At 38.5% G+C, this 11158-nt stretch carries 15 protein-coding genes and 2 pseudogenes; 1 reads left to right on the forward strand and 16 read right to left on the reverse strand.

Annotated elements, in window-relative coordinates; translation table 11 throughout:
• Nucleotides 1–19 precede the first annotated feature (19 nt).
• Nucleotides 20–886 carry a small-conductance mechanosensitive channel MscS gene (mscS, locus tag AABS66_RS20545; protein WP_206082663.1) on the reverse strand — a complete coding sequence of 289 codons (867 nt, stop codon included), beginning with the start codon at nt 884–886 and terminating at the stop codon, nt 20–22.
• Nucleotides 887–1028: 142 nt separating this feature from the next.
• Nucleotides 1029–1394, reverse strand: coding sequence for a YacL family protein (locus AABS66_RS20550; protein WP_206082664.1), 366 nt, complete (start codon nt 1392–1394; stop codon nt 1029–1031).
• A gap of 180 nt (nt 1395–1574) precedes the next feature.
• Here AABS66_RS20550 and AABS66_RS20555 point away from each other — a divergent pair, with 180 nt between their 5' ends.
• Entirely contained in the window at nt 1575–1952 is a 378-nt protein-coding gene (locus tag AABS66_RS20555; protein WP_206082665.1) for a VOC family protein, read from the forward strand.
• Nucleotides 1953–2006: 54 nt separating this feature from the next.
• Here the strand turns inward: AABS66_RS20555 and acnB are convergent, their stop codons facing one another.
• From acnB to AABS66_RS20625, 14 genes and pseudogenes are all read right to left on the reverse strand, one after another.
• Entirely contained in the window at nt 2007–4604 is a 2598-nt protein-coding gene (acnB, locus tag AABS66_RS20560) for a bifunctional aconitate hydratase 2/2-methylisocitrate dehydratase (RefSeq protein WP_430225418.1), read from the reverse strand.
• A 441-nt stretch (nt 4605–5045) separates the two neighbouring features.
• Nucleotides 5046–5399, reverse strand: coding sequence for a VOC family protein (locus AABS66_RS20565; RefSeq protein ID WP_430225419.1), 354 nt, complete (start codon nt 5397–5399; stop codon nt 5046–5048).
• Between the two features lie 243 nt (nt 5400–5642).
• On the reverse strand, nt 5643–6005 hold the full coding sequence (locus AABS66_RS20570) for a hypothetical protein (RefSeq protein ID WP_430225420.1): 363 nt from the start codon (nt 6003–6005) through the stop codon (nt 5643–5645).
• A 55-nt stretch (nt 6006–6060) separates the two neighbouring features.
• Entirely contained in the window at nt 6061–6345 is a 285-nt protein-coding gene (locus tag AABS66_RS20575) for a hypothetical protein (protein ID WP_430225421.1), read from the reverse strand.
• Between the two features lie 64 nt (nt 6346–6409).
• A complete protein-coding gene (locus tag AABS66_RS20580) occupies nt 6410–6757 on the reverse strand; it encodes a DUF3969 family protein (protein ID WP_430225422.1) in 348 nt (115 codons plus the stop codon).
• A gap of 96 nt (nt 6758–6853) precedes the next feature.
• A complete protein-coding gene (locus AABS66_RS20585; protein WP_375084164.1) occupies nt 6854–7078 on the reverse strand; it encodes a hypothetical protein in 225 nt (74 codons plus the stop codon).
• 655 nt (nt 7079–7733) lie between these two features.
• The gene (locus tag AABS66_RS20590; protein ID WP_349415779.1) at nt 7734–8057 is read right to left on the reverse strand and encodes a hypothetical protein; all 324 of its coding nucleotides are present in this window, start codon (nt 8055–8057) and stop codon (nt 7734–7736) included.
• A gap of 250 nt (nt 8058–8307) precedes the next feature.
• The gene (locus AABS66_RS20595) at nt 8308–8505 is read right to left on the reverse strand and encodes a hypothetical protein (RefSeq protein ID WP_349415778.1); all 198 of its coding nucleotides are present in this window, start codon (nt 8503–8505) and stop codon (nt 8308–8310) included.
• A gap of 111 nt (nt 8506–8616) precedes the next feature.
• The gene (locus AABS66_RS20600) at nt 8617–8832 is read right to left on the reverse strand and encodes a DUF7336 domain-containing protein (RefSeq protein ID WP_349415777.1); all 216 of its coding nucleotides are present in this window, start codon (nt 8830–8832) and stop codon (nt 8617–8619) included.
• 422 nt (nt 8833–9254) lie between these two features.
• Nucleotides 9255–9326 (reverse strand): annotated as a pseudogene (locus tag AABS66_RS20605) (dihydrolipoamide dehydrogenase); the annotation flags it as partial.
• 100 nt (nt 9327–9426) lie between these two features.
• The gene (locus tag AABS66_RS20610) at nt 9427–9663 is read right to left on the reverse strand and encodes a hypothetical protein (protein WP_430225423.1); all 237 of its coding nucleotides are present in this window, start codon (nt 9661–9663) and stop codon (nt 9427–9429) included.
• Nucleotides 9660–10160, reverse strand: a complete 501-nt coding sequence (locus AABS66_RS20615) for a hypothetical protein (protein ID WP_349415776.1) — start codon at nt 10158–10160, stop codon at nt 9660–9662. Before AABS66_RS20615 ends, AABS66_RS20610 begins: the two co-directional genes overlap by 4 nt.
• Nucleotides 10161–10321: 161 nt before the next feature.
• The gene (locus AABS66_RS20620) at nt 10322–10645 is read right to left on the reverse strand and encodes a hypothetical protein (protein ID WP_036959259.1); all 324 of its coding nucleotides are present in this window, start codon (nt 10643–10645) and stop codon (nt 10322–10324) included.
• Between the two features lie 16 nt (nt 10646–10661).
• A pseudogene (locus AABS66_RS20625) lies at nt 10662–11158 on the reverse strand (hypothetical protein); the annotation flags it as partial.

Below are 11158 nucleotides of genomic sequence, written 5' to 3' on the forward strand. Positions count from 1 at the left end.
AGCCTAATTAAAAATTCTTTTATTGAATTTTGTGGGTTTCAGAACCTTGTTTATGTACATGTACATCCATTTGTGGGAATGGAATACCAATGTTGTGCTTATCTAATGCACGTTTGAATTCTTCTAACAAATCCCAATAGACAGGCCACGCATCACCATTTGTTGTCCAAAAACGAACTAAATAATTTAATGACGATGGAGCCATATCATGCAAACGAATAGTCACACCTTTACCGTGTTGAATACGGCCATCAGCAGCAACAATGTCACCTAAAACTTTTTTCACCACATCAATATCAGAATCATAAGCCACACCAATAATAATATCTTGACGACGGTTAGGCTCTCGAGTTGTGTTGATGATATTATCTGCGATTATCTTACCGTTCGGAATAACAATAATTCGGTCATCGGCTGTTTTCAGTGTAGTGGAAAAAATCTGGACATTTTGCACTGTACCTTCCACGGCACCAATAGACACATATTCTCCCGCTTTCAGTGGTCTAAACACCACCAGTAATACGCCTGCAGCAAAGTTACCCAGTGAATTTTGTAATGCTAAACCAACCGCTAAACCAGCCGCACCCATCACCGCAATAACAGAAGCCGTTTGAACGCCAATCTTGCCTAAAACAGCAATTAAGGTAAATGCAACAATGGTATAACGCGCAATTGCCGATAAAAAGTCACTAACAGTGCTATCAATACCTTTTAGGGTCATCACACGGTGTAAACCGCGACCAACCCATTTCGCAATCATCATACCGACAATCAGGATGACAATGGCAGAAACAATATTCACCACATACTGGACTAACAGATCTTGGTTTGCGACAAACCAGTTCGTTGCATCATTCAACGCACCTGTAACATCATCAGTATTCATATGTGTGTTCCTTTCGCTTTTGTTATCAAAAAATAAATTTCCGCTAGCTTATCTTAACTAAAGCGTTAAACCGCTAGTTTCACACTGCAAATAATAATGATAATTTGTTAAAATACAAAACTTATCACTAAAAAAAATGCATTTATCGATTTTCGATAACAAAAACACGATAATCCTTTAACATTAAGAGGAAGTCGTCAATACCACAAAAGGCAACGCTTTCATTATCATAGTAGCTCATTCCCTCTTCAAGCCCCTCAGTTTCAAACGACAACTGATTGGCTTTAATCATCACTTCTTCATCATCAAGTAGCAGCGTGTATTCATGGCCAATTAGCTCCCACTGATTTTCGCTGCCTTTTATTTTTTCGTAATTTTCTTCGATAGTATCGAGCAGACTAAGGTCGTTTTTAACCTCTTCATTTAGCCAATATCCAATCGCCTCATGATCCATCGAGAATTTTGCGGAAATAGCGCCTGTTATGTCTTGGAAAAATTGGTAGTCCATATGCAATACCTCTACTCTTGCGTCATTATGGCTCAGTATAACGCGAGACAATTCGATTTGTTGAGCGGTATTAACGCCTATTGCGCGATATTTAAAGAAAGGCATCAATTTCAACGCTGCCTCGATAAAATTCGCTTAAAATTAATGCAAATGATATGAATGCAATGAATAGGAGCGGCAATGATCAATCGCTTAGACCATATCGTCCTGACGACAACACAATTAGACGCCTGCCTTGATTTTTACCAGCGCGTTTTAAAAATGCAGGTAATAACCTTTGGTGAACAGCGTTATGCCCTACAATTTGGCCAGCAAAAAATCAATATTCATCAGTATGGTAAAGAGTTTGAACCCAAAGCACACTTGCCTGTACCCGGTGCGTTAGATTTGTGTTTTATCAGTGACATCCCTCTCACTGAAGTTCAGGCGCATATTCAGCAGCAAGGGATCGAGATTATTGAAGGGCCCGTTAGACGAACAGGGGCAATGGGCCCCATTCTGTCTATTTATTTACGTGATGTGGATTTAAATCTGATTGAAATTTCGGAATATCTTTAGACAACAAAAAAGGCCTCTAGTCAGTAGAGGCCTCATCGTTAACAAAATAACAGATTACACTGCGGTTTGGAAAATCACACCGTCAGCTTTTTCCGTATATTGTGATAACTGGTCAAAGTTCAGATAGCGGTAGGTATCTGCCGCAGTTTCATCCACCTTGTCCATATATTGCAGGTATTCCGCAGGCGTTGGTAAACGACCTAACAATGACGCAACAGCGGCCAACTCAGCGGATGCAAGATACACATTCGCCCCAGTCCCTAAACGGTTAGGGAAGTTACGTGTTGAGGTCGAAACGACGGTAGCGCCATCTGCCACACGTGCTTGGTTACCCATACACAGTGAACAGCCTGGGACTTCAATACGTGCCCCACTCTTACCAAATACGCTGTAATAACCTTCTTCCGTTAATTGTGCGGCGTCCATCTTCGTTGGTGGAGCAACCCATAAACGTGTTGGTAATTGGCCTTTATGCGAGTCTAATAACTTACCTGCGGCACGGAAGTGACCAATGTTAGTCATGCAAGAACCGATAAACACTTCATCGATTTTCTCGTTCTGAACATCAGACAGCAAACGCGCATCATCAGGGTCATTTGGTGCACACAGAATTGGCTCTTTGATATCATTTAAGTCGATTTCAATTACAGCTGCATATTCCGCATCTGCATCACCTTCAAGCAGTTGCGGGTCCGCTAACCAACTTTCCATGCCTTTAATACGACGTTCGATAGTACGACGGTCGCCGTAGCCTTCTGCGATCATCCATTTTAACAGGACGATGTTAGATTGCAGGTATTCTGTGATTGGCGCTTTATCCAGTTTGATCGTACAACCCGCGGCTGAACGCTCAGCGGATGCATCCGCCAATTCAAACGCTTGTTCAACTTTCAGTTCTGGCAGACCTTCGATTTCTAAAATACGACCAGAGAAAATGTTTTTCTTCCCTTTTTTCTCAACCGTCAGAAGGCCATCTTTAATCGCATATAATGGGATAGCATGTACAAGGTCACGTAACGTGATACCTGGCTGCATTTCACCTTTAAAGCGCACCAATACAGATTCTGGCATATCCAGAGGCATAACCCCTGTTGCTGCTGCAAACGCCACCAAACCAGAACCCGCTGGGAACGAAATACCGATTGGGAAACGTGTATGGGAGTCACCACCTGTACCAACGGTATCTGGTAACAGCATACGGTTTAACCATGAGTGGATAATACCATCTCCTGGACGCAGAGAAACACCACCACGGTTCATGATAAAATCAGGTAATGTGTGGTGAGTTGTTACGTCAACGGGTTTTGGATACGCCGCAGTGTGACAGAATGACTGCATAACCAGATCCGCTGAGAAACCAAGGCAAGCTAAGTCTTTGAGCTCATCACGGGTCATTGGGCCTGTTGTATCTTGTGAACCCACAGAGGTCATTTTTGGCTCACAGTATTCACCAGGGCGAATACCCGGACGACCGCAAGCACGACCCACCATTTTTTGCGCTAATGAGAAACCACGGTTGCTTTGTGCAACGGATTTCGCATGACGGAATACATCGGTAGCTTCTAGGCCCAGTGATTCACGTGCTTTACTGGTTAAACCACGACCGATAATCAGTGGAATACGACCACCTGCACGCACTTCATCAATCAGCACGTCAGTTTTTAATTCAAACGTTTCGAGTAACTCATTGGTTTCGTGGTTGCGAACTTCACCTTTAAATGGATAGATATCAATGACATCCCCCATATTTAGTTTAGACACATCCACTTCTATTGGTAGCGCACCCGCATCTTCCATTGTATTAAAGAAGATAGGCGCAATTTTGCCACCTAATACCACACCGCCACCGCGTTTGTTCGGCACGAATGGAATATCATCGCCCATAAACCACAATACGGAGTTAGTTGCAGATTTACGTGAAGAGCCCGTACCCACAACATCACCGACATACGCCAGTGGGAAGCCTTTTTTGCTCAGAGCTTCGATTTGTTTGATTGGTCCAACGTTACCTGCGTCATCTGGTTCAATACCTTCACGGGCATTTTTCAGCATCGCTAACGCGTGCAGAGGGATATCTGGGCGTGACCATGCATCTGGTGCAGGTGATAAATCATCGGTATTGGTTTCGCCTGTCACTTTAAACACTGTAACAGTCATTTTTTCGGCTAACGCAGGGCGTTGTTTAAACCACTCGGCATCTGCCCATGATTCAATAACTTGTTTCGCGTGTGCATTCCCAGCTTTCGCTTTTTCTTCTACATCGTAGAAGTTATCGAACATTAATAAGGTGTGGGAAAGGGCTTTTGCTGCGATAGCCGCTAATTTTGCATCATCCAGTGCTTCAATTAGTGCGTGAATGTTATATCCGCCCTGCATGGTACCTAACAATTCAATCGCTTTTTCAGGGGAGATAAGAGGGGAGGATGTTTCGCCTTTTGCGACTGCGGCTAAAAATCCAGCTTTAACGTACGCTGCTTCATCAACACCAGGGGGGACGCGGTTGGTTAGCAGGTCTAACAAGAAATCTTCTTCACCTTTGGGTGGGTTTTTCAGTAACTCTACCAGTGCAGCTACTTGTGACGCATCTAATGGCTTAGGGACAATCCCTTGAGCGGCACGCTCGGCTACGTGCTTACGGTATTCTTCTAGCACGACGTTCTCCTCGCTTCTTTGTTATTTATATACCCGGCTGTCTGCACCATTCTGACAAAATTATCATCCGGTGCCAGGTCAGAGGAATTTGCTCGCATAATCTCAATGGCGGTAAAATTATGCCCAGCTTCGGGCGATCAGCATAGCAGAATTTAAACGTAATGTTAATTCATTCACAAGAAAGCAACATTTAACTACTAACTTTACGCCTTAATGCTTAATTACTGGTTAGTTTTCAGCTTAAGAAACTATTTATCATCATAAAACGCTGAGAAAACCATACTTTTTATAATGCATTTTAGAATTTAAAGCACCCTAATTAGTGCCTTTTTTCATCAGCAATCACAAATTATATTTTTTATAGCAATTTTATTTATATTACTAATTGATAAGGTAAATCATTGCGATTGGTTTTAATTTTTTTTAATGTTTTTATCGATTTTACTGCCCTTTTAAGCCAATTAAATTGCCAAACGGGTCTTCTAGTTGGCACATTCGATTATTACCATCGATTAACATTGGCCCTCGGTACAATTTTGCCCCTAGTTGAGCGAAATGCTCAAAAACCAAATCAAAATTATCGACTTGCCAATACAATACAGTCCCTTTTTTACCCTCGCTCACTTTGGCATCCGCTTGTACCACCTCAATCGTGAAGTCCCCGACATGTAATAAGGTGAAATCAAAATCAGGCAGGTACTCCGCCCTAGCCTGTGGAAAGGCTTGTTGGTACCAAGCCAAACCCGCTTGGACATCAGGCACATGAATTAAAATTGCAGTGGGTTTTAGTTCCATAGCGCTTTCTTATTGATATGTATTATTTTGTTTTATCTACACGAATGATTGAAAGTTAGTAGATGCAGAGGGGGTGTAAGCAACAGCCAAACCAGCCATTGCTTACCCTTTTAACGTCATCAAGTTAGATTATATTGTATTTTTTCTGCTAAATAACGAAAAATGGCCAATACATTGACCCTGTAAATATACAGAACTATTTACAGGGTCAATGTATTGTTCTAACCCAATTTAGATAAAAATTTAGGAACCTACATATTTTCCTGATTCATCTCGCCATAAAATTGCTGGCATTTCATAAAAATAGAAATTCAACTCATCATCATCTTCTGCTTTCGCATTTTCAGGCCAGTGTTGTTCAAGATAATTCATAATATCTTGGCTATTCGCACTCCAGTACGGAACCACTTTGCCTAAAGGGTCATCTGGTGAACAAAATTTAATTACTTGCTCATCTAATAAATCTTTTATCATAGAAAAAAATATACTCCGATGTTCATAGAAAGATTTATTTGGGTTCCAACCCACGATAGAACCAAAGAGCCCTGATAACCATAACCCTTTTGAATCATTCAAAATCTCATTAAAATATAACGTTTTTTCCATTATAGACTCACTTAAAACCAGCTATTGCTTACACCTTTAGCGTCATCAAATCAAATTATATTGCGTGTTTTTCTGATAAATAACGAAGAATGGCTGATATATTTTTTAAGTTATATGTTATGAGTAATTCATTTTCTTTAGCTTTACAAAGCATCTCATAATCAGCCTCTAGCTGCCCAATATCCAACTGAGCAGGCTCATTGTAAATATCATAAATAGATTCAGAAGGAATATGCCAATAAAAATCGGCATCTAGGTCTATATTATCCATTCCCTGTACTTTCATTTCTTTGAAAATGGTTGTTATAGCCTCTTCCAGTAAGCTCAGTTCTATTTTCATACTTTTACCTTGCCCCTAATTTCATTTATATTTTTTAAATATTTTAATTTTTCTAAATATTTAATTAGTCATCAATAATATTAATTCCTTTATCAATTAATCGTCCTAAATTTTCACCATGAGAGATTACTGATAATGTTTTGTCTAATAGATCTTTTATCTGAACGTGAAGATCTTCTGGATATAAACTTGCCACATCATCTAATTCACAACCTAGGTTTATTATATCTATCAATTTTTCCTCAGAACCCATTTGTTCAAGTAACTTGGCCAAATACGGTTTGAAAATGAATCCTTCCGCTTCATCAATTGATATCAAATTTTTATCTAATGCAGTTAATACACCTAAAGTTAAAAAGCTTATAAATTTGCTAGCCTGTTTACCACTAATACTATAATTAAGCCTCATCATATATTACTCCAGCCCGGTTTAACTTTTACATTAATTACTCTACCACTTTGGTTCCCCCACGCTAAAAATGGAGGAACCAACCTGCTTATGAGGAAATTAAACTAAAGGTTCTAAACGTAAAAGATGATCTTTAGCTTTCTCTATCAATAATAAAAATTCACTGTAATTAAATTCTAAACAATCCGAGTCAGGATAAATAATAATTTTTACCTCTTTTTTATCTTCAGACAGTGAAATTTCCCCCCACTGAACATCATTAAAGGAGAGCTCAGCATATAAATCATCTCGGCTTAAAGAACTTCCAACACTGTATTCCAACATAAAATCCCCCCATCAATCATTTGCAAACATTATGGCTCTCTAAAACCAATAAATTTCTTACCATCTATACTAAATCTTAATACCCGACCATCAGGTGATTTAGCATCAAGCACTTCAATTCTTTTCCTATTTTCATAAATAGTTCTAGGTCTTATTATTACATTTGGATTATCTAATACTTCATCGATTAATGCTTAGCTTCCTGATTCAATACTGAAGCCTTTTGGTTGGAATATAAGTATGCAGATCCTTCCCTACCTCCATGCTTTTGGAGCGATCTGCCAGCATTTGTTAAACCATTGCGATTGATTTTTGATGCTGCTTGCTTTAGTTCTTCTTTAGAAGGAAGGCCATTATTTTTTATAGAGAACTCATCAGGTTCCCACCCCTCCGGTCATCCTGCCCTAGAGCCCCCTACCTCTACTTTATCTGAATTTGATAACTCTTTTCCAACATTTGGATTTTTTGCTGCTTTATCTATATCATTTGAGCAACTCATTCCAAAAAAGCAATCAAACGTTTCAGCTAAGCAATCACGATATTGCCTAAGGGAGCCACTCCCACCTCAGCCAGCGGGACGGTTGATTATCCGGTTGGCTGACAGCTAGTAAGACCGTTAATTTAGCTCCCAGTGTGGGCTGGGATATCCTTACTTTTAAAAATCAGACCACTCTGCATAGCTAATATCATCCTCGGTTAATTCAGTAAAACCATCTTGACTTAGCATTTTATTAAAATAAAGGATCGTGTCTTCTAGTGCCTCTTCAATAGTATCTCCATAGCCAATAGCACATTCGGGAGTACCATCAAATTTTCTTTTTATTGCCAAGTCAGTCATACCAGTAAAATTTCCGGATTGACTTTCATAAATTTTCACTTTCATCTTTGAATAAGGCAAAATAGGGATCATCGTAATCGTGAATTCAGCAACTGTTTTCTCTATACAGCTCACATTTGTAATATTTAAATCATGCCACATAAGACATTCCTTTCTATTAATCTGATAGAACCTACCCTCTACAGCTCTACGTCCATTCTATTGTCCCATCTTTAAGTATCCAAACGGCCCCATCAGGGCATCCTTCATCAAAAAACCAAAATTGATCAATTAATTGCTCCTCTGTTTCCGGAAATGCAGTCATAGAATGACTGTAATTGTTCATCTATTGAACCACTTAAAAATTTACCGTACTTAGCTAATTTTAATTTTCCATCACGTAATAATTTGTCTAAAAACAAAAAAATATTTTTTTCCTTTCCTGAAAAGGAAAATTATCATACATGGCATGGAGTGAAGGAAGCATATCTGGGGTGATATACGCCCATAACCCATCAAGCGCTTGGGTTTCAGCGTATTCAGCAATAGTTTTATATTCAATATTTGATATCATCTTATTACCTAAACTTGATCTCTGCGTTTCTTCCAAGACCATTCTCTACTTGGCGTAAAGTTGGACAATTGATTATCCAGCTGACTGAAGGGGAGTAAAGCGGCTAAGGAGATCCCAACCCAGAACTGGGCTCTCTCTTTAATTATTTTAAACTACAAAACCATCAACCCAGCCATCTCTATCTAGAACTTCTTCACTAATACTAAACCCATCAGGGTAATCTATGAATCCAGGTTGATTAGATACCTTGTCTTGAGCCTTTTGAGCAAGCTCAAAACTTGAGTAAATTCCAATAATTTTCATATCTTCATCCTTGGTATCTTCATCTCGAATATGGTAGAGCATATAAACTGTTACCATCATTTAAAGCACTCTCTCTAAACTAGTCAGTAATATGGTCATAGTTCCCCCATTCAGATTGCATATATGGGTTTTCTTTAACAGGTAAGCGTGTTCCAATAACCGTTATTGAATCTACATGCGTCATCTTGTCCATAAACCAACTTCCTTATTAGTTATAAAAAACAGAACAAAGAAATTAGAATTTAATATTTTTATAGTCAACTAACCGTTATTACTAATAAAGATTCGTTAGTTAAAATTAAAAATATATTATTTATAAAATGATTAATATCGATTTTAATAAATAATTGAACAGACACATGCGACTAATTATTTATATTCACAAAAACAAAAAAAGTCAATGTGTTTCCATATTGGCCTCTATACGCTTTGGTGATAAACAGCATACTAGAGATACTGTTTATCTATACGATTAAAGAAAATTATTTTTCCTTTTTCGCTTTTGCGTTTGGTAAATCAGTAATGCTACCTTCGTAAATCTCAGCAGCCATACCGAATATTGCCTAAGGTAGCAATTACACACTCACGCACCAAACTAGACAGTTAATCATCCAATTAGCTGACAGCGAGTAAGACCATTAATTCAATAAAAGTTTATTGTTTCTTTAATGTATCTCTGGCTTCAATTAATATTGAAATTAGATCATCTAAAGGCATTTTCGCTGTAAAACCGCAGGATAGATCTGAACCAAATAGTTCAACTTCTAAATTGTCTACACCTTTATCTTGATTAATTTCTGCAACCCGCCCCCAATTTAATTGAACTTCTAACGTTAGATTCTCATATTCCATTGGACTTGAAAAAAATAGTTCTAATTTATTATCTTTCATTTTATTGCCTTCTTTGGATCTAACACAGTATTAAATGAGCCATCCGTATTATATCTAACGCCTTTTCCACTAGGCAATCGATATTCAAATGCACCGCCACCTAAATCGTTTCGAACGACTTTAGGATCGTTAAAGATTTCTCGGATGAAGTTCTCGGCAGCAGCATTTTTTTGTGCTGGATTACCATTTAAGGGTTCAAAAACGCCATTGGGTCTAGCGGCATGTTTGCCCCACACACGTACAGCAACAGAAAGCCTTTGCTTATTTATTATTTTATTGGCTGAAAAAATGAGCTCTTGTTTAGTAAAGTTTTCAAATTTACTCTCATTTTGTCTTTGATTATTTCTATATTCTTCATCATCTGGCTCAAAACCATTCGGTGTCCCGCTAGTGCTTCTTCCACTTGAGATCCCAAGCGCTTCTTTTTCTTCTGCTGTTAACTCTTTCCCTACATTCGAATTTTTTGCTGCTTTATCTATATCATTTGTGCAACTCATTCCAAAAGAGCAATCAAACGGTTACGCTAAGCCATCACAAATATTGCCTAAGGTAGCCACTACACACTCACACGCTAAACCGGACAGTTGATTATCCGGCTGACTGAGGGAGAGTGAAACTGTTAACAGAGATCCCTGCACTTACAGAGATCTTTTAACTTTTAAAAATCAGACCATTCTGCATAGCTAATATCATCTTCGGTTAACTCAGTAAAACCATCTTGACTCAACATTTCTTTAAAATAGAGGATAGTATCTTCTAACGCTTTCTCAATGGTACTTCCACGTCCAATAGCGCACTCGGGGCAACCATCAAATTTTCTTTTTATTGCTAAATCCGTCATACCTGTAAAAAAACCCGACTGATCTTCATAAATTTTTATCTTCATTTTGGCGTAAGGCAAAATAGGGATCATAGTAACTGTGAATTCAGCAACTGTTTTCTCTATACAGCTCACTTTTGTAATATTTAAATCATGCCACATAACATATCCCTCTATATTATTGTTTTCCAAAAGATATTATCTTTCCTTCGGATGTTCTATCTAAATATTTCCCATTTTTATAATAACGAGTCACATTATCAGTCGCACCTCTTACTTTCACTGTTCTAGCACCTTTTAAGTTTTTGACAAATTCTTCAGCTTTGTTTCTATACTGCTCAACACTACCCGCTCCAACTTCTTTTCCATGTTTTTCATAATGCTTCTGTAATGATTCGTCAGGAGAGTTAAAACTACCCTGATGCCATTTATTTTTAATATTATTTTTGTTTTCAGATAAATAGGCAATATCTTCTACTGTAATCTGATTAGGCAGTGGGGTTATATGCGTATTATCTATATGTTCAGGTATTTGATCTCCGCCAGTATCCGTCCGCCCTTGTTCAGGTATCTGTTTTCCACCCGTATCAATTTTTCCTTGTTCGGGTATTTGGTTTCCACCTGTATCTATCCGACCTTGCTCAGGTATTTGGTCGCCACCAGTATGAGGTTTCC

This window comes from Providencia sp. SP181 (genome assembly GCF_050446505.1).
In the GTDB taxonomy this organism is placed as follows: Bacteria; Pseudomonadota; Gammaproteobacteria; order Enterobacterales; family Enterobacteriaceae; genus Providencia; species Providencia vermicola.

Excerpts from the sequence above, each read along its gene's own strand:
- AABS66_RS20580 (WP_430225422.1), bottom strand. The coding sequence starts at position 6,757 with ATGATGAGGCTTAATTATAGTATTAGTGGTAAACAGGCTAGCAAATTT.
- AABS66_RS20615 (WP_349415776.1), bottom strand. The coding sequence starts at position 10,160 with ATGAGTTGCACAAATGATATAGATAAAGCAGCAAAAAATTCGAATGTA.
- AABS66_RS20565 (WP_430225419.1), bottom strand. The coding sequence starts at position 5,399 with ATGGAACTAAAACCCACTGCAATTTTAATTCATGTGCCTGATGTCCAA.
- AABS66_RS20575 (WP_430225421.1), bottom strand. The coding sequence starts at position 6,345 with ATGAAAATAGAACTGAGCTTACTGGAAGAGGCTATAACAACCATTTTC.
- AABS66_RS20555 (WP_206082665.1), top strand. The coding sequence starts at position 1,575 with ATGATCAATCGCTTAGACCATATCGTCCTGACGACAACACAATTAGAC.
- AABS66_RS20585 (WP_375084164.1), bottom strand. The coding sequence starts at position 7,078 with ATGTTGGAATACAGTGTTGGAAGTTCTTTAAGCCGAGATGATTTATAT.
- AABS66_RS20550 (WP_206082664.1), bottom strand. The coding sequence starts at position 1,394 with ATGGACTACCAATTTTTCCAAGACATAACAGGCGCTATTTCCGCAAAA.
- AABS66_RS20600 (WP_349415777.1), bottom strand. The coding sequence starts at position 8,832 with ATGATGGTAACAGTTTATATGCTCTACCATATTCGAGATGAAGATACC.
- mscS (WP_206082663.1), bottom strand. The coding sequence starts at position 886 with ATGAATACTGATGATGTTACAGGTGCGTTGAATGATGCAACGAACTGG.
- AABS66_RS20610 (WP_430225423.1), bottom strand. The coding sequence starts at position 9,663 with ATGAAAGATAATAAATTAGAACTATTTTTTTCAAGTCCAATGGAATAT.
- AABS66_RS20570 (WP_430225420.1), bottom strand. The coding sequence starts at position 6,005 with ATGGAAAAAACGTTATATTTTAATGAGATTTTGAATGATTCAAAAGGG.
- AABS66_RS20590 (WP_349415779.1), bottom strand. The coding sequence starts at position 8,057 with ATGTGGCATGATTTAAATATTACAAATGTGAGCTGTATAGAGAAAACA.
- AABS66_RS20620 (WP_036959259.1), bottom strand. The coding sequence starts at position 10,645 with ATGTGGCATGATTTAAATATTACAAAAGTGAGCTGTATAGAGAAAACA.